Here is a 17,471-nt window from a genome sequence, read left to right as displayed (position 1 = left end):
TCGGATGGGACACCGCTGGCCCCAACCCAGCTCGCCGAACTACTCTGCGACTCAGATATTGCGAGGGTTGTGTTGACCGCTCACGGTGAACCCATCGATACGTCTCGTTCCCAACGATTGTTCAGTGGCAGGCAAGCCAGAGCCGTGGCCGCCCGCGACCGGTCATGCCGATACCCGGGATGCTCACGAGGAATAGAAGTCAGCCAGATTCATCATGCCCAACAATGGGAGAAAGGCGGACCGACCACGATGGACAACGCTGTCTTGTTGTGTTTCCACCACCACCGCTACGTCCACTCCAAACAGGTCATCATCACCCACCATGCCGGAGGATTCACCTTCACCGAACCGAGCGGCGAACTCGTCGGCATCACCCACCACACCACCATCCTCGAAGCCGCCTAGATAGCGCGCATGGATACTGGCTCGGTACGGCGGCACAGAGCGACCCGGGCTTCCCGACACTGCGTGACTCTATCCTTGACGGCCCACTTCTCGCGCGGATCACCACCCAGATACCCGAAGCCACGTGAGAGTGCGGATGTTCGAAGCAGCACAGGTAGATTCCGCAGTACGCAGGGCGATACGTGAAGCAGCAAACTGGGATACCTAACGGGGCAATCCGATCAAGAGAGAGACCGTCTCCTATGCTGCGGGACAAAAGCCTGTAGCGCTAAACGGTTACTCGACGATGGGACCCGAGGAACTAAACGACACTGGAAGTGAAGGAACAAACCAACGGTGGAAGTGTAGGAGCTCCCCCAACCGTGGAAGTAAAGGAGCTCACTAACTGTGGAAGTCGAGGACTAATCGACGATGGGATAAGAAGCGAGTTGCTTGAACGGTGACAATTCGAGAGCTGACAATTCAGGCGGTGACAGTTCAGGCAGTGGTAGCTCGTGCTACTGCAGTTCGGGCGGCGGCGATCTCCTCGGTTGGCCAGGGGATATGGACGTGGAGAACCGAGCGACCGCGGATGGGGCGCTGTAGTTCTTCTCCAAGATCGTCAAGCGAGGAGATAGAGCAGGCAGCCCAACCAGCCGCTCGCGCGGCGGCGCCCACATCCAGATGCGGTTTCACCGCGAAGAAACGATCATAGAGATCCTGCCGTGCCGCACCGTGTTCCAGCGAGGCGAAAATCGAACCGCCACCATCGTCGAGGACGATCAGCTGAATGTCCGGAGCCGCCTCCGATCCCTCCGAACCCTCCGGTCCTTCGGGCCGTTGAGCCAAAGTGGCCAAATCGTAGGCGAAAGTCATATCGCCCATGACCGCTCGCACCGGCTTCCGGCTGGCCATCGCAAGGCCGAGTGCAGAGGCTATGGTCCCATCGATACCGGCGAGCCCCCTGTTGGAGTACACATCCCCGCGGCCAGGGGCACCAGCCGCAAGATCGAACCCTCGGATCGTGTTGGAGGCACCCAACCAAAGCGATGAATCGTTGCTCTGTTGCCAGATCATCCTGCAAGCCGTGAGCAGCGAGAGAGAATTGGCGACGACGGGCCCGTTATCCAAGATCCCGTTAGATTCTCCAGTTCGATCTTGCGTATCAGCAGGCTCGAAGCCGGAAGTACGTGAAAACTTGAGGACTGGTGCGGGTGCGGAAGGAGCTGCGGGTGTGAGTACGGGTGTACCAAATCCCCGTGCCTCGACCTGCGCCGCAGTGTCCCGCCAAAGCGTCAACCATTCGTTTGCCTCATCCGAGTCCGTTTCGTTCAGTTCACTTAGCCCTTCAACAACAACTGCGGCAGTTCCGGCAATATCCACCCACTCGCGGTGAGTAGCCACGATGATTTTACGTATGTCGGGGCGGTTGAGGAGCGAACCAACTGGACGGGAGAGCGTAGGGCGGCCCGTGACAACCACTTGTTGGATCTGCTCCCCCAGAACGCCAATGACCCACTGTTCGTATGGAATCCACGTCCCGCAATCCGTCACACCGGAACTTGGTTCAGCGAGAACGGGAATGCCGCGGGTGGTAGCCGACTCTACAACGGACCTATCCGCTCCATCTCCGGCAACCACAACCGTGCGCAGATCAGCCGCGACCACTGCATCCCACGCAGGGTAACTCCGCTCAGCAGTCTCGATCTGGGGCAAACGCAACGAGGGGAATTCGGGCGCTTTCTCGGCGGCACCCACAGGAATGAGAGGCTCGCGGAAGGCGACGTTTAGGTGCGCCGGACCCGATTGTCCCATAAAGCCTCGCGCAGAGCTCACAAGGCGTCCCACGCGGTTTCGGATACTCAGCTGCACGCTCTCACTCACCGATTCGAATGCCGGCAGCGAATCAGACACAACAACGCTAGAGCCGAAGATACCTTCTTGATGCGTGGTTTGAGACGCCCCTACTCCCCGCATTTCATGCGGCCGATCCGCGGTGATCGCAAGGATCGGTAGGCCCTGGAAGTATGCCTCTTCGAGCGCTGGATGAAGCTCTGCAACTGCCGTGCCGGACGTCGTAATGACCGCAACCGTGTTGACAACCTGACGGGCGCGAGCGTTTGAGCTTTCACTGGTGTTCGGCCGAGCAACGGAAGCACGTACCGCATCGGAAGAGAAAGCACTACACGAGCTATCCGGAGAACCGCGATTGGGTCGGGAATTCAAACTCGAGGGTCCCGTTCCGGTAACCCGGCCTGCCTTGGATGCGCCGATCGCCCAGAAGCCAGCGCCACGTTCTTCGCTAAACGTTGCCACCTCAAGATCTCCTGCGGCTTCGGCAGCCGCGAGTGTGTAGGCAAAAGGGGCGTCACGCGAGCCGGGGCAGTAGGCCACATGGCGTACTCCGCAACCGATCAGGGCGGCAACAATTTCACGCGCGGTCAGGATGGAGGGATTCTCGTTCACAATATGCTCGGTTCCAAATCCACCATCGCTTCAACTCGATCGATCCAACCGGACGTCAGGAGTTCTCGGGCGCCTGCGCTCGTGTGATCCCCACCGCTGATCGACACAAGCGAGGAGGCATTGAGAACGTTTCTGGCACGATCCAAGTCCAGATATCCGCCGCTGGAACGCAAAGGTTCACCAACAACATCCGCACCCAGCAAGGTACCGGTATCCAGTCCGCAGGCGAAGTCCAGCTCAGGCAGTGCGGCCGCGAGCGCCACTCCGGCAGAGAGTCCGATTGATGTGTCGAGTGCGGAGGACACCACAACCGGAATGGGAAGCTGTTCGGCTAGAGAAAGCGCGCGCCGCACCCCGCCCAACGGGGAAACTTTGATGACGGCAACATCCGCAGCGCCTAGCTCAACCACGCGAAACGGGTCATCCGCACGCCGTATTGATTCGTCAGCGGCTATGCGAACGTCAGTACGCGAACGCACCCACGCCAAATCCTCCACGCTCATGCAGGGCTGTTCGGCGTACTCGAGGCCGCCAACGGGCTTCGCCGCTTGGCCCAACGCGGCAATGGCATCGATCGCATCGTCACGGCTCCACGCGCCGTTGGCATCAACCCGCACGCGCGCATCATCACCGTGCCGCTCAGCCAACGATTCCGCAACAGCCCGTACTCGGGCTACGTCCTCGCCTAGATTGCTACGAGAATCTGCCACCTTGACTTTCGCTGTCCGGCAACCGGATTGAGCAGCGCGGGCCGCTGCCTCCTCGGCTGAAATAACCGGAATCGTCACATTGACCGGGACCTGATTTCGCACGGACGGGATGTTCAGTCCGCTGCTGGCAGCCTCAGCAGCACTCCGCATCCACAGGCTGGACTCTGCCGCGCCATATTCTTCGAAGGGGGCACACTCTCCCCAACCACCCGGGCCATGCAACAAAATGCCGCGCCGCCTTGTCACACCACGAAACTGGGTAACCATCGGGACGTCGAATAGCACCGTCTCATCAATCCCGCGGGCAGCAAGCCACGCACGAACCGTACGGGACCATCGTTCAGGGGCAACAGGGTAAAGCGTTGGCACGGCCACGGGGCGCGAAGTAGCGCCTAGGTCATCTGTTGAAGTCACTCGTCAAGTCTAAGGGAGCACGTCTGATCTAGCACTGGGCAGGCGTGCCTCAGATATTTCGAGCGCATACTCGACCGGACCCGGACACACGTATCGGAGAAAACGCTCGCCGCTGCCACCACGGAATCCTCATCGCCGGACCGGACGGGAGGCGGGGCGGAGTACGCCGTCGTCGTCGAAAGAGAAAAATCCCAACCACCCCGCGGGAATACGTCCACACCCAACTTTCACAATTTTCTTGCGAAATTGAACACGCTACCTAATAATTCAAGAGTCAGCGTAAGCCGCGTTGACGTGTCGTTTCAGAGACGAGAGAGACACCATGACTGAAGAAATCCAAACGCCAGCCGCCGGCCCACTCGTAGTTGCCCTTGATTCCTCCACAACATCCACGAAGGCGATTGTGGTGGATACTGCCGGAAACGTCCTCGTGACGGCCAAGCGAAACATTCAGCTTCACACTCCTGCGATGGACTTTTATGAGCATAATCCCGAGCGTTGGTGGGAGACCACACACGAAACCGTCAGCGAAGTCCTCGCATCGCTGACACCTGAGCTCCGCGAGCGCATCAAGGCCATTGGCATCACGCACCAGCGCGAATCCTTCGCCCCGTTCCTCGCCGACGGCACTCCGGTGGGCCCCGGAATCCTTTGGTTGGACGGCCGCGCAACAGAGCAAATCCGCAAGTACGGAAGTGAGCACATCCACGAGCTTTCGGGCAAGCCGGCCGGCGTAACGCCCGGCATTTACAAGATGGCGTGGGTGAAGGAAAACCATCCTGAGTACTTCGAGAAGGCCGATAAGGTGGTTGACGTTGCCTGCAACATCACGTTCAACCTGACGGGCCGCTGGGTGAGTTCAACAGCCTGCGCCGATTCACTGGGCCTGTTCGATATTGAAAAGCGCGAATGGTCCGATGAGCTTCTGGACATCGCGGGTGTGCGCCGCGATCAGATGGCCGAGCTGGTTCCACCGGCCACGATCGTGGCCAACGTTAAGCCTGAACTGGCCGCCGAATGGGATATCTCCCCGGACGTGGCGGTCGTCTCCGGGTTGGGCGATGGGCAGGCGGCAGGCGTTGGTGCCGCCGCCGTTGAGGCCAACGTTGCCTACCTCAATCTGGGTACCGCGGTCAACGCCGGCGTGGACGCCTCCCAATACATTTACGATCCGATTTTCCGTACCCTCGATTCGGGTATGCCCGGCCACTATGTGTTCGAAGTGCTGCAATCGTCAGGTTCCTACTTAGCCGGATGGTTCCGCGAGACCCTTGGCGATCCGAAGCTCTTGGGCGAACCGGATCCCGCACTGGACGAAGCTGCCGCCCAGATCCCACCGGGAGCCGAAGGCCTGATTACTCTCCCCTACTGGAACGCCGTCCAGTCCCCGTACTGGGATTCGGTTGCTCGCGGAGCAGTGGTTGGCTGGCGCGGCACACACTCTCGCGCCCACATGTACCGTTCTATCCTCGAGTCCATCGGATTCGAGATGCGCAATAACCTAGACGCCATCGAACGCGGCACCGGAGTCAAAATCACGTCCCTGCGCGCGATGGGCGGCGGCACCCGCTCCATGCTGTGGCGCCAGATCATGGCGGACACCACCGGCATTGAAATCACGGTGTGTGCGGAAGATGAGATTTCGGCGCTTGGCGCTTCTGTCCTTGCCATGGCTGCGATTGGGGCACATGAGCCTGTACAGGACGGCGTTCCGAACGTTGCCGCTTCCGCCAAGGCGATGGCTCAATTCGGCGATGTCATTAAACCAGACATGCAGATGCACGAGCGTTACCGTGAGGTCGCCACCGTTCAGCAGAACCTCTACCCCCAGCTCAAGGACACGTTCGAGGAACTCCATCAGATCGCCGAGCGCTACCCCTCCACGAAGCCAGAATCGCCGAAGGCCGAGATTTAGCAAGGTCCTCAACACAAGGTCCTCAACACAACGTACGATGTCATCGGGTCCTCACCGGACCCCCAAAAACGAAGGAAGATTTCATGCAGAGAATTACTGTTCTCGGCGCTGGCGCCATGGGTGCGGCGCTCACCCGCCCACTGGTGGACGCAGGCTGGGATGTCCACCTGTGGGGCACGTGGCTAGATGATCACCTCATTGACGCGATCGAGGCCGGCCAGCCCCATCCCCGCATCAACGTGGTGATCTCCGATAAGGTCACAACGTTCCGCTCCGATCAGCTGGCGGAGGCGATGGAGGGCGCCGATGTGGTGGTCATGTCCGTCTCCTCCGATGGAGTTCCCGGCGTGGCTAAGTTGGCCTTGCCGCTCCTCGGAAGCGCGCAGGCTATCTGGATGACCTCCAAGGGCTTCTGCCCAGATCCGGACGGCAACATCCAGCTTTTGCCGGACGCCCTGCGCCGCATAGCTGGCGAACTCGGAGTTGAACTCCCACCCGTGGTGGCCATCGCGGGCCCGGTCAAGGCCAACGAATGCGCCGATGCTAAGCCCACCGCCACGATGTACGGCTGCCGCGATATCGAGGTTGCCAAAGCCGCCGCCCGTGCCGCCCGCACACCCCACTACGCGATTGCCGCATCCGGCGATGAGGTGGGCGTGGAGATCTGCGCCCCCATGAAGAACGTGTATGCGATCGCGCTGGGCATCGCCGATGGGCTGGAGGAGGCCACCGGCGTCCCCCACCACAACCTCAAGGCTGCTTCGTTCGCGCAGGCGATCCGCGAGATGTCTCTTCTGGGGGCGAAGTTGGGGGCCAAGCCGGAAACGGCATACGATCTGCCGGGCGTCGGCGATCTTGAGGTGACCGGGCTGTCCGGCCGCAACAAGGTGTACGGCGTGCGCATTGGCCGCGGCGAGCAGCCCACGGAGGCTCTCGAAGAGATGACGCGCCTCGAGCAAACCGTCGAAGGAGTGCCGGCCACCGGCCTAGCGATGACCCTCGTGTCCCAGCGCGCGAGCGACATCGCAGATCAGCTCCCGCTCCTGCACGCCATCAACACCATCCTCCAAGGCAACGTCGATGATGTGTTGGGCGCCGTCACCCGGGCGGTGCTCCCCGCACGGCCGTAAGCCGTAACGGCTCGCTGTTGGACTCGTCCAGACAGAGACTCGTGAAGCAGAGCGTGTGGCGGGGCCTTGTGAACTTCGATTCGCAGGGCCCCGTCCCGTCGGTTGGCTACCGGTCTCGCCATGTTGATCCGAATCAGCGAATCCCACCCTTCACACAAAGCCTGCCGAATGATATCGTGTGATATCGGAGGTGATGAACATGACCGACCTTCTCATTAGGCACCTAGACGAATCAGACGTTCAAGCAATTGATGAACTCGCGGCACGGCTCGGAATCTCGCGCAATGAACTCCTAAGACGAGAAACCACAAATCTGGCTCGCCGTGCACGCCCGCAAGGCTCGAAAGAAGACTTTGTCCGGGCATCCGAACTTCTTTCTGACGCCCTTGACCCACAGATCATGTCTAGAGCATGGTAACGAAGTGGCTGATTGACAAGTCCGCGTATGTCAGGATTCCCCTTTCGTCAGATTTCGAACTCTGGATGGACAGGATCAATCGGGGACTTGTTGCGGCCGCCACCGTAACGCTGCTGGAGCTAGGCTTTTCCGCGCGCTCCGGCGCAGACTGGGATGAAACCATCCTCAACCCACCCACGAGCCTCTTAGTACCGGAACTTATGACACCAGCTGCAGAAAACCGTGTCATCGAGGTGCAAGGACTCTTGGCCACAGAGGGTTATCACCGCGCCGTCAAGGTTCCAGATCTTATCATCGCCAGCATTGCTGAAATCGCAGAGTACACCGTCTTGCACCTTGACAAAGATTTCGAGCTGATCGCGGCCGTCACTGGACAAGCTACCGAACGCCTGGTGGGAGACTTCTAGCCAGATTTCCGACGCCGAGATCTATTACGACGACGGCGAAGCCCTTCGCCATCGACCGGTGTACCAAATATTGGTAACATCAGCTCATGGGTACCAACACTTCAATCAGCCTCGATGATCACCTTTCCGGTTTCCTCTCTCGCGAAGTCTCCTCTGGGCGCTACCAGTCCGCGAGTGAGGTTGTTCGCGCCGGCCTCCGCCTCCTAGAGGATCATGAGACTCAGATGGCCGCCCTGCGTGCGGCGCTGATCGATGGGGAAAATAGCGGAGAAGCAGAATCTTTCGATTTCGATGCGTTCATTGCCGCCAAGAAGTCATGAGCGCCTACCGTCTCACTCCCGCGGCTCAGCATGACCTGTCGTCAATCTGGGATTTTACAAAGGATCACTGGAGCGAGCGTCAAGCAGAAACATACGTGAACGAGATCAGAAACGCGATCGAGCGTATCGCCGTTGATCCCAGTCGAGGGCCCGCATGCGATGAAATCCGCACCGGGTACCGCCGTTATGCGATTGGGAGCCACCTCCTCTTCTTCGTGGAAACGAACGAAGGCGTGGATATTATCCGAATCCTGCACCAGAGGATGGACTCCACACGCCATATACTGTGACCTGCAAGAGTCTCAAGGCGCCTAAACCGTGGCCCCAGATCGGCATACGGAAGTAGCTCGGATATATGCGGACCTATCTGCGCATTACGATCCAGAATGATGCCCCGGGCTCAATTCCGCTCAGCCCGCAGCACTGTATGATCGTATGACCGGCGTCCGAGCAACGCATGCTCAGCGCCGGAGCATGGCCACCCGTTCCTAGGAGCTCACCTTGCCGACCGAACACCTGAACAGCACTGAGAACACGCCACTTAACCCACGCGGCATCCAGCCTGCCTCCAGCAAGCGCATCCCACAGGCGCGAAAAGTACGCCTTCGGAAGATCGTGTCCCTCGTGATTCACGAGGGTGTGACAACCGTGGACTGGCTGGCCGCAAACCTCGGTGTTTCAACGATGACTGTATACCGTGACGTCTCCGAATTAGTGGATCAGGGAATGCTCACTCGTTCGTACGGGGAGGTGAGCGTTCCGTCATCATCGCTCGTCGAAACATCCTCAAAACTCCGTCTGGGGCAAAACACCAGACTCAAGGACCAGATCGCATCCGCAGCCCTCACATACGTCCATCCAGGCGATGCGGTGCTGCTGGACGATTCAACAACCAGTGCGCACTTGTTGCCGGGGCTGCGCGAGCTCGCGCCCGTGACCGTGGCAACTAATGCTCGGTTCATCGAGGAGGGGCTGATCAGCGATCCGCACATCAGCCTTATTCATCTGGGCGGGGACTACCACAACTGGGCTGACGCGTATTTTGGGCCGATGACGGTACGCAACATCCAGAGCCTCGGCATCGATATTTGCCTCATGTCCGTCACGGCCATCGCTGGCGGCTACTGCTATCACCCTGATCCGGCCGTGGCGGAAACCAAGAGAGCGATGGTCGAAACAGCGGCCAGATCGGTGCTCATGGTGGACCACACGAAGTTCACCCGCACGGGGCTCCACAAGTTCGCCTCGGTTCAGTCCTTCTCCGCCGTCATCACCGATGCCCAGACCCCTCAGGAAGAACTCGACAAGCTCGCCGAACTCGGCGTAGACGTAGTGACAATTGGGGAATAATGAGGGTTCGCACTCTCCACCGGCACGACTGTTGAAGCGGCAGATCCACAGGCCTACATGATCACGCCCCTTCACGAAGGCGATACCGAGCCTGCCGAAAACTACGCCGCGTCCTGCCGCTATACACTTGGAGCCGTCCCCTAGCACGGTCATGGGAGCTAGTCCGCAAACTCCTAATTGCTCACTCTACGTATCGCTGACAACGTTCAATGGCGTACAAGATATTTCGTATACGTTGTTGATCGCCACGACTCATATCGCTACAGCTTCCCGAAGCGCCGATTCTGAAATCGGTCTTCTCAGCAATTGCGCGGGGAAAATATCGATATCGTCCCGCCCGAAGAGCGCGCGAGTCTCCTCCATAAGTCCCGATGCCCTCATCAGGAGATTGCCATCGGCAGGATCCATCTGCACGAGGATATCGATATCACTATCTTCCTGCGCGGTACCTCGCGCAACCGACCCAAAAAGCACCGGTTTTGTGGCGGCATACTTCTTCAAGAGCGCGCGAAACTCTATGCGATGGGCATCGATAAGGTTGCGAGACGCCCCCGCTTCTGGCGTGACAAAAGTATCCGACATACTTCAATATTAAGCGGCCGAGCCCGCTGGACTCAACGCTGGAAGCAAGCACTCAACGCTTTCGACATCACCTTCGACGGACGCCTATCTGCCAAGACAGCCTAATAATCACCCAACACAAGCCCCACCGATAACTTGACGGACCCACCGGACGAAGTACCGAGGGCGATGACTGGGCACGCCCAACCTGCAGTGACTGCTGCAATAACGTTTACTGGTGCGTAGACTTGCATCAAGCTAGCTGTAGGTGAGCGACGGAATCACGGAGCAATCAATATGGATTTGATGGTACTGGAAACGCAGAAATGGCTCAATACGACGTACGGTGACGATTCTCGTTTCGAAAGAGTCATGGAGAACGGAAATACTGGTTGGCCAACGATCTACGGTCTGACACGTGCACTACAGATCGAACTTGGCATCGCCGCAACGGCCGACAATTTTGGGACAGGGACAGAAACACGATTCTTGCAAAGATGGCCAAACGGAATCAAAGAACAGGAAGCCAGCGACACCGCAACTTCAAATGTGTATTCGATCATTCAGGGTGCCCTCTGGTGTAAGGGATATTCTACTGGCTCTCACATCACCCAGAACTTCTATGGCGGTACAGGCACAGCAATTCGTAACTTGAAGCTAGATATGGGTTTCGGTGACGGGTCAACAGTAGATGTTGAAATTATGAAGGCTCTCCTTTCCATGAAGCAGTTTGTGCTACTCAGCAATTACGGAGGTCGGCAAGGAGTACGGGCTGTTCAGCAACAAATCAATGCTCAGTACCGTCACTATACCGGGGTCATTCCAACTGATGGAGTCTACGGAAGAGAGATGAATAAGGCACTCATCCAAGTTCTTCAAGCAATCGAAGGATTCTCACCGAACGAAGCTACAGGAACTTTTGGAACAGGTACAAAATCTCGACTAAAGACTCTCTCATCCGGCAATGCTGACAACTTCCCGCAGTGGGTCTGGCTCGGAGCTGTCACCCTGATGTGCAACGGGTACGGAAGTGTCGCTGGGAACAGTTGGACTGCGATCGAGCGTCGTGTTCCTGATTTTCAAGAAAGTTATAGACTTCCAGTCACCGGTAAGTTGGATCCCACTACGTGGATGAGTCTTCTAACTTCCAAAGGGGATCCAGACAGGCCCTCTATAGCTTGTGACACTCGATTTGAAATCACAGATGATCTCTTGACAAAGCTCAAAAGCGACGGATACCAAATTGTTGGAAGATATCTCTCCGAACCAAACCAAGACGAGAAATCGCCCTCTGACTATTTTAAAGCTATCCGCCCTGGTGAACTTGAACGGATTACGGAAGGTGGCATGCAGTTCTTCCCAATCTTCCAAGAATATTCAACCGAGATTAAACAGTTCACCGTTTCCAACGGTGAACGCCACGCTAAGGAGGCGCAACTTGCGGCCAAGAGGCTTCACATTCCCCCAACGGTCATTTATTTCGCGGTCGATGTTGACGTGCTGGACTACCAAGTTGATATGAATGTTCTTCCCTATTTCCGGTCTCTCGCTAGTACTCTCGAAGCAGGGTATCAGGTCGGAATATATGCCTCACGGAACGTTTGCCAGCGTGTCATTGACGCTGGATACGCCTTAAGTGCGTTCGTCTCTGACATGTCGACTGGATTTTCTGGGAACCTAGGGTACCCAATCCCTAACGAATGGAACTACGACCAGTTCACAGAAATCCACAGATACGGCGGCAACTGGGATCTCGACAAAGTTGCCTACGCGAAAAGAATACCCGCTGTGAGTTCTCTCCTTTCAGACGTGAGCCAGCCCACTGACTTATTGACATCCGGAACTGTCTCAACCGGACCAATCGGTTTTGAAACAGACGTCATCTCTTTGATTTGGCACCTTGAGAATAGAGTTAAGGAGCTTCAGGACCAAGGTCGAGTTGCCATGCGAGTTGTTGCTGAAAGCGATGCCCCTTCCACTGTGCGCGAGTCCATCGGAATTTGCATTGCGAATTATCTGTCTGCAAGATATCTTTCTGGAGGCTATCGGAGCGAATTCCAATGGACAGTCTCTGCTCAGGCTTTCCGGAAAGAAGACATGGAGCTGCTGAGGGCCGATGCGCGTTCCGCGCCCATCCTCAGGCTCCTTGATGGGTATGTAAACACAGATGCTAAAAACCCTAAAGACGCGAGCGGAACTCGCATCGATCTTGCACACATGCTTGTCACATTCTTGGGATACCGAAACGACATGGTGATACCGAAGGAATACACTGGCTGGGCCGGTGATCTTGCAACGGCGATGAAGAACTTGGCTTATCTCGTTCAACTGAATCCTGCAAAGCTAAAAACGAATGATGCCCAGCTACAAGCGGCAGAACTCCTTGTGGGATTCTCGGATCAGGAAATCTCAAGTTGGAGCGAGCTATCGGGTTATAGACTTGAAGGCAACATTACTGACTCCCGCGGAAATGTAAAAACGGTCAAAGTCCAAAACGAATTTGGATCAGCCGACCTATGGTCAGATGCTGACGCCATTGCGATTGACGAGAAGATCCCACTTGGTTATTCGAACGACCCTCATCAGCTTAGTTCCTTCTTGCTAACTTATTACTCTGATATCACTGCTTCTGTAGTCCGCTTACAGACGATCCCACGTAGCGGCGGAGCATCCGGTATAAGCACAGCAGCATCATGGTTCGAGAGGGTGCTAAAGGGTACTGTGGGAGACAGTAAAGCACGGGATCTCGCGCGTAGCGGGGCGCGAGTTCTCCTATCAGATACCGTTCCAGAAGTCTATACCACACCAGTAGCTCAGGCTCTTGCTTCCCGCTGCTTTTCCTAGTATCCCAAGGCCTGTGTGATAATACAGTAAAGGTTACCCAATGCGCTCTTCCTACTTACCAGTGAGGCTCACGGCTACTTGACTTCTATCGAGGTTGATCTGCTCTAAGCTTCTTTCGAAAAAAGAAGTTCAGAGCAACTCCAAGGAGTGGAACCAGAGCAAACAACGCACAGAAGACGCGGGCCCGAGTGTCATCCTGTAACCCAATGTAACCAATCATTGCGCATTGAGGCGGGAGCACTGCCAAAGTGGCGCCAAATAGCGCGCATGAATAGGCCGAAATTAATGAAAACTGCTGGCGCCCAGCAATGACCCCAGTAACGCAAGTAAGAATGAATACGAAAACCACGAAGCAAAAGAGCAAGGGGAAGAAAAAATGGGTGCCGAGAAGATTGAAGAAAAACCCAAAGATAAACAATTCATCTGCCGAATCCATGACCACGCTGAAGAAACGTAGTACGAAGATAACACCTCCGTATGCGAATAGCCCGGCGCCAAGGATTGCGCCAACAACACGCATCATGTTCAACCATCTGCCCATAGCTAGAATGTACTAGACATTTCGCCCTGTAGTTGGGACCACTGAAACCGGAACCAGACGTCTTACCCTGAAAGAGGACATTTCAGTTGAGTCTCTTTTGATCCAGAAAAGGGGCCGCAGCTGCGAGAATCCCACCGGGGTACTCGCACTACTGAGAAGGCAACGTTGTTGACGCTCCTTGCGCAGAGAGGAATTAGTCACTCGCCCCTCCCCACCCAAATCACAATCACGACTATGGCGTGGTCAAGTTAACGGGGTAACTTGTATTGGGTGATTTTCAGGTGGCCAGGCGGAGAGTGGTCCGCCGAAGGTGATGTCGAAAGCGTTCAATAGTTACTCCCAGCGCCAAGTCCATCACGCTCGGCCCTTGCCTGTGGGGTCGAGTGCCACGACGGCCATGTAGACGGATTCGAGGGCGGCTTGTTCGTTGGGGAAGTATCCATGCGCCTTGACCGACTTCCGGATACGAGCGTTGACAAACCACCCTATGGCGTTGGTGTTTCACACGATCCGTCGGATCTCCCGGTCGTAGCGCAGATATGGCATCATACTAGGCCCATACTTTCTCCCACAACCGTATGATCGCCGGACGCTTCTGGACTCAGGCTTCTTGGAAGTCGAGCAACCGGTCCTCGGCCACGTTGACGGTGGCGGCCCGATCGACCGGATCAAGAGCCTTCGAAATCGCGGCTCAGTCCTCCCATGATGCGTACGTCAAGGTATTTTGCGCATCAGGTTCTGCACACCCGGCTCCAGCCACACCACCGTCACGGAATCGGGCAGCCCTTTCAACCCGTCGCACACCAGCATGAGGACGCCGTCGACACCTCGGTTCTTGATCTCCGTGAGCAAGTGGAGCCAGTACCTCGCCCTTTCACTCCCGTCACCGCACCAAGGGCCGAGCATGTTGCGGCTACCCTCGGCGGTGACGGCTAGGACCACCTAAATCGTTCGGTTCGCCACTTGGCCGTCACACACTTTCACGTGGAAAGCATAGATGAAGACGGCAGGATACACGGGGCCGGGTCTGCCATTCGCTCATGCGCTCGAGCAATTTGCCCGGGTCGAAGGTAGAAGTACGACGCCCTCGATGCTGCCAAGTCGGTGCTGGCGTTTCTTCGCGACCACCGGCTCGAACGTTCCGGCACGATCTCGCGGCGCGGCGATCTCAACGGACTCACCCTTTGTCGCCACCGTCTTGGATCAGGTGCCGTTGCGTGCGTTGCCGTCCGACACCACCGCACTCTCGTGCGTGTCACAGCCGAAGTGATCAATAATCTCCCCTTCGAGTGCGGATTCACGAGTTTCGGCAACTCGGCCAATAGGCCATTCTCACCGTCGAAAGCGCGTCCGTTCTCGCGGGGCTACCCAACAAACTGCGCGATGAGCTTCTTATCCACCACCGGACGTCGAAGATGAGCTAGAGGTCGTAGTTGGGGAAGTAGTGGTTACAGGTTCCTCGGGTGTCTCACTGGGGCCTTCATGGCCAAATCCTGTTCTGTGCTCATCATGGATGAGCCTTAATCAGATCTCCACCATGAAATTTACAGTCCCGATGCACGCAGGCGCCTCCGTCGAACTGCACGTCAAAGAGCCGATAGGTTGGACGGGAGTATGCTGGCAATGCCGTGTCGGAATCGTTCTGGTCGACGTTGCAGGTCGAGTTCTATGACCATCCATACCTCGTCTGCGCGCGATGAGGTCCAGCGGGCCGTGCTAGCCCGCTGGACCGAGATCGCGTACAACAGGAAATGCCTGCACACGAGTCTTGGCATCGTACCGCCGGTCGAGTTTGAAGACAGCCTGCAGCTCCTACGTCATAGAGACGACTAAACACTCACACAAGCAGCGTGAGACGGGTTATGCGTCCGCTGCCCGCGAGGAACCCCTGCGCTGAACATGCCACCATGCGCACTACCAAACTCGAACACCGAAAGCCTTAAGCAATTGGCCCACAAGAATCAGCGACATCGAAACGTGCCGGCAATGGCTCCAAGACACTTGATACACGATAGATGGATCACGGGGTACAAGGTGCCATAAGGCTATTCGTTGCCAGTACACACTGCGCGATACTGCCGAGCTGGAGTGAGATCTCCACTTGAGATCGGCTTGACGATATCGTACTGGAATTGGTCGACATCCGGCAAATGCTCACGCACATGGGCCATGTCTGCGAATCCTTGTAGGTTCGTTAGAGCAGTTTTCGCACTATCAACATCGGACTCGTCGACCGCGTTGAGGTACTCGTCTAGCCAAGAGCAATGCCATTGAAGAGCGTACTGATTGAAGAAAGCACCTTCTACGAGTACGACCGTTACGTCTTCACTGTCATTCGCAGCGCTAGCAAATGTGGATGGTTTCGTTTCCGTCTTGTGTAGAACGTAGGTTTGGCCATCGTCGTAGACCTCTGGATCTGGAACGATTGTAGTTCCTGCAAGCTCTGGAATAAACTCGACGGCACTAGTGGGTTCCGCTACCCCTTCTGGAAAGGCACCCGTGAATTGTTCGAGTTCAGATTCGGCTTGATGTTCTACAGAATCAGGGACTTGCTGAGCGACAGACTGTTTTGGTTCCACATTTGTTTCTTGGGCCGTTGAATTCCCGATCACACTGGTGGTGACGGTGAAAAGGGCTAGGATTCCAAAAACGATGGGGAGAGTGATCTTCTTGTTTCTCATAATTCATCAGTACCTAATAGTTCCATTAAAGCTCACCGCATTGTAGCCGTAGGAACCACAGCTACCTCCATTTGCATAACGGGTGACCCGGAAATACCGGGGGCTAACATTCTGAGGATGCCAAGCAAGTGGCCCCGCATGTTTCGCAACGTTATAGATCGTGATCGAATTGGTGAACGAAGTAAGTGAGGGGTATGTCCGGAGCGAGAGGTTAATATAACCTCCACACCCTCCCGTAGGGTCGGCTTTGCCGTTGTCATTGCGATACCAAGAGCCACCTTTGTTCTCATAGCTGAGAGTTTGTCCAGCGTTCGCGTGGTAACGATCTTTCGTGTAGTAGATAGTCCCGAGTTGCGCTTTAGGGCCACTCATCGATCCCGAAGCCAACGGCATATGATTTGACACTGTGACTGGGAGGTTAGGACTAGTCGGGGAGGCACTAGCAGTTTCAATGAAGACGCCCGCTAGGAGACATGCCACGGCTGCAATGACGGCCGCCATCACTGTTGTCCACTTAAGTCTTGTCTGATTGATTGTTTGTTTCATTACTGCCTTTCTTTACCGAAGCGGGTTGGATTCATGACATAAGACTGTCACCTTGATGCACTACCGAGCCGTACCTCTTGTCATTTCAAGGGTTGGCATGCTTTGACGAGGGAGGTGGCTGGTGCTGTTTCACCTTTTACCAGCAGGTTGTAGATGTCCTCCTGATAGGTTTCGAGGTTTATCGACAACTCTTGGGCAGTCTTGTCCGCGTGGAAGGCCTCCAAGGATTCCAGTGCTTGTGATTCACCGGCAGAGTCCGGAGCCTTGTTGGCTATCAAGTACTCATCGACCCATGCACAGTACCAGCGGTCCGACATCGCACTGTAAGCATCTCCCCGAGAAATATTCACGAACGTAGACGGCTCTGCATCTGATGAAGAAGGGATTTCGACCATGAGAGTTTCCGCGTCTGAACCAGAGACTTCTCCTTGTTCAATCGGCACCCCGTTCTCAATTTCCGGGAACAAATCCAAAATAGTGTGAGGAAGATACTCCTCGGAAGGGAAAGAGAAATCGAAACTCTGGATTTCCTCCGAAAGCCAGTCACCAATTTCGGGTGATGTCTCGTTAGGGCGGAGCTCCACATCCGGCTGGACAAGCTCCACTCCACTGCTCTGCGCTGGTAACGGGGGATCTGTGACCGTATCACCGGCTGACTGCCGAGATGAACATGCGGAAAGACCAAAAAGAAGAAGTGCACTACATAAAGATGCATAAATAAAACGCAAGCACATCGTAACCCACACCATCTTTGGTAATAGAGAAACCAGTTACGGGTATCGCG

17 protein-coding genes are annotated in these 17,471 nt (G+C 56.2%); 9 read left to right on the top strand and 8 right to left on the bottom strand.

The window, feature by feature from the left end:
* On the top strand, nucleotides 1–405 hold a 405-nt coding region (locus tag ACTHV6_RS06150; protein WP_441386405.1), incomplete at its 5' end, for an HNH endonuclease.
* A gap of 477 nt (nucleotides 406–882) precedes the next feature.
* On the opposite strand, the gene ACTHV6_RS06145 is transcribed toward ACTHV6_RS06150, so the two are convergent.
* Together ACTHV6_RS06145 and ACTHV6_RS06140 are read right to left on the bottom strand one after the other, a co-directional pair.
* A complete protein-coding gene (locus ACTHV6_RS06145) occupies nucleotides 883–2,850 on the bottom strand; it encodes a hypothetical protein (RefSeq protein ID WP_441386404.1) in 1,968 nt (655 codons plus the stop codon).
* Entirely contained in the window at nucleotides 2,847–3,974 is a 1,128-nt protein-coding gene (locus tag ACTHV6_RS06140) for an o-succinylbenzoate synthase (RefSeq protein ID WP_441386403.1), read from the bottom strand. The genes ACTHV6_RS06145 and ACTHV6_RS06140 overlap by 4 nt, the downstream gene beginning before the upstream one ends.
* 322 nt (nucleotides 3,975–4,296) lie before the next feature.
* On the opposite strand from ACTHV6_RS06140, the gene ACTHV6_RS06135 reads away from it, so the two are divergent.
* The 7 genes from ACTHV6_RS06135 (at nucleotide 4,297) to ACTHV6_RS06105 (ending at nucleotide 9,514) form a co-directional block, all read left to right on the top strand.
* Entirely contained in the window at nucleotides 4,297–5,889 is a 1,593-nt protein-coding gene (locus ACTHV6_RS06135; protein WP_441386402.1) for a xylulokinase, read from the top strand.
* A gap of 83 nt (nucleotides 5,890–5,972) precedes the next feature.
* Nucleotides 5,973–7,019 carry an NAD(P)H-dependent glycerol-3-phosphate dehydrogenase gene (locus ACTHV6_RS06130; RefSeq protein ID WP_441386401.1) on the top strand — a complete coding sequence of 349 codons (1,047 nt, stop codon included), beginning with the start codon at nucleotides 5,973–5,975 and terminating at the stop codon, nucleotides 7,017–7,019.
* A 199-nt stretch (nucleotides 7,020–7,218) separates the two neighbouring features.
* Complete coding sequence (gene vapB, locus ACTHV6_RS06125; protein ID WP_441386400.1) at nucleotides 7,219–7,437, top strand: type II toxin-antitoxin system VapB family antitoxin; 219 nt, start codon at nucleotides 7,219–7,221, stop codon at nucleotides 7,435–7,437.
* Complete coding sequence (locus ACTHV6_RS06120; RefSeq protein WP_441386399.1) at nucleotides 7,431–7,844, top strand: PIN domain nuclease; 414 nt, start codon at nucleotides 7,431–7,433, stop codon at nucleotides 7,842–7,844. Before vapB ends, ACTHV6_RS06120 begins: the two co-directional genes overlap by 7 nt.
* Nucleotides 7,845–7,930: 86 nt before the next feature.
* A complete protein-coding gene (locus tag ACTHV6_RS06115; RefSeq protein WP_441386398.1) occupies nucleotides 7,931–8,164 on the top strand; it encodes a type II toxin-antitoxin system ParD family antitoxin in 234 nt (77 codons plus the stop codon).
* The gene (locus tag ACTHV6_RS06110) at nucleotides 8,161–8,454 is read left to right on the top strand and encodes a type II toxin-antitoxin system RelE/ParE family toxin (RefSeq protein WP_441386397.1); all 294 of its coding nucleotides are present in this window, start codon (nucleotides 8,161–8,163) and stop codon (nucleotides 8,452–8,454) included. Before ACTHV6_RS06115 ends, ACTHV6_RS06110 begins: the two co-directional genes overlap by 4 nt.
* Nucleotides 8,455–8,665: 211 nt before the next feature.
* Nucleotides 8,666–9,514: a DeoR/GlpR family DNA-binding transcription regulator gene (locus ACTHV6_RS06105; protein WP_441386396.1), complete on the top strand. Its 849-nt coding sequence runs from the start codon at nucleotides 8,666–8,668 to the stop codon at nucleotides 9,512–9,514.
* Between the two features lie 252 nt (nucleotides 9,515–9,766).
* Here the strand turns inward: ACTHV6_RS06105 and ACTHV6_RS06100 are convergent, their stop codons facing one another.
* Nucleotides 9,767–10,096, bottom strand: a complete 330-nt coding sequence (locus ACTHV6_RS06100) for a nucleotidyltransferase family protein (protein ID WP_441386395.1) — start codon at nucleotides 10,094–10,096, stop codon at nucleotides 9,767–9,769.
* A gap of 351 nt (nucleotides 10,097–10,447) precedes the next feature.
* On the opposite strand from ACTHV6_RS06100, the gene ACTHV6_RS06095 reads away from it, so the two are divergent.
* Nucleotides 10,448–12,919, top strand: coding sequence for a glycoside hydrolase domain-containing protein (locus ACTHV6_RS06095; RefSeq protein WP_441386394.1), 2,472 nt, complete (start codon nucleotides 10,448–10,450; stop codon nucleotides 12,917–12,919).
* An 85-nt stretch (nucleotides 12,920–13,004) separates the two neighbouring features.
* Here ACTHV6_RS06095 and ACTHV6_RS06090 read toward each other — a convergent pair whose 3' ends face one another.
* The 5 genes from ACTHV6_RS06090 to ACTHV6_RS06070 form a co-directional block, all read right to left on the bottom strand.
* Complete coding sequence (locus tag ACTHV6_RS06090) at nucleotides 13,005–13,442, bottom strand: hypothetical protein (protein ID WP_441386393.1); 438 nt, start codon at nucleotides 13,440–13,442, stop codon at nucleotides 13,005–13,007.
* Nucleotides 13,443–14,174: 732 nt separating this feature from the next.
* Nucleotides 14,175–14,402, bottom strand: a complete 228-nt coding sequence (locus ACTHV6_RS06085; RefSeq protein WP_441386392.1) for a transposase — start codon at nucleotides 14,400–14,402, stop codon at nucleotides 14,175–14,177.
* 96 nt (nucleotides 14,403–14,498) lie between these two features.
* The gene (locus ACTHV6_RS06080; RefSeq protein WP_441386391.1) at nucleotides 14,499–14,654 is read right to left on the bottom strand and encodes a transposase; all 156 of its coding nucleotides are present in this window, start codon (nucleotides 14,652–14,654) and stop codon (nucleotides 14,499–14,501) included.
* 851 nt (nucleotides 14,655–15,505) lie between these two features.
* Entirely contained in the window at nucleotides 15,506–16,141 is a 636-nt protein-coding gene (locus tag ACTHV6_RS06075) for a hypothetical protein (RefSeq protein ID WP_441386390.1), read from the bottom strand.
* Nucleotides 16,142–16,767: 626 nt separating this feature from the next.
* Nucleotides 16,768–17,292, bottom strand: coding sequence for a hypothetical protein (locus ACTHV6_RS06070; protein ID WP_441386389.1), 525 nt, complete (start codon nucleotides 17,290–17,292; stop codon nucleotides 16,768–16,770).
* Between the last annotated feature and the right edge of the window lie 179 nt (nucleotides 17,293–17,471).

It is taken from the genome of Ancrocorticia sp. (assembly GCF_052089425.1).
Classification (GTDB): Bacteria; Actinomycetota; Actinomycetes; order Actinomycetales; family Actinomycetaceae; genus Ancrocorticia.
This window is presented reverse-complemented; position numbering and strand designations above follow the sequence as displayed.

Bases quoted from the DNA above. Each gene is read 5' to 3' on its own strand.
- ACTHV6_RS06135 (WP_441386402.1), top strand. From the start codon at position 4,297: ATGACTGAAGAAATCCAAACGCCAGCCGCCGGCCCACTCGTAGTTGCC.
- ACTHV6_RS06130 (WP_441386401.1), top strand. From the start codon at position 5,973: ATGCAGAGAATTACTGTTCTCGGCGCTGGCGCCATGGGTGCGGCGCTC.
- vapB (WP_441386400.1), top strand. From the start codon at position 7,219: ATGACCGACCTTCTCATTAGGCACCTAGACGAATCAGACGTTCAAGCA.
- ACTHV6_RS06120 (WP_441386399.1), top strand. From the start codon at position 7,431: ATGGTAACGAAGTGGCTGATTGACAAGTCCGCGTATGTCAGGATTCCC.
- ACTHV6_RS06115 (WP_441386398.1), top strand. From the start codon at position 7,931: ATGGGTACCAACACTTCAATCAGCCTCGATGATCACCTTTCCGGTTTC.
- ACTHV6_RS06110 (WP_441386397.1), top strand. From the start codon at position 8,161: ATGAGCGCCTACCGTCTCACTCCCGCGGCTCAGCATGACCTGTCGTCA.
- ACTHV6_RS06100 (WP_441386395.1), bottom strand. From the start codon at position 10,096: ATGTCGGATACTTTTGTCACGCCAGAAGCGGGGGCGTCTCGCAACCTT.
- ACTHV6_RS06095 (WP_441386394.1), top strand. From the start codon at position 10,448: ATGGAGAACGGAAATACTGGTTGGCCAACGATCTACGGTCTGACACGT.
- ACTHV6_RS06090 (WP_441386393.1), bottom strand. From the start codon at position 13,442: ATGATGCGTGTTGTTGGCGCAATCCTTGGCGCCGGGCTATTCGCATAC.
- ACTHV6_RS06075 (WP_441386390.1), bottom strand. From the start codon at position 16,141: ATGAGAAACAAGAAGATCACTCTCCCCATCGTTTTTGGAATCCTAGCC.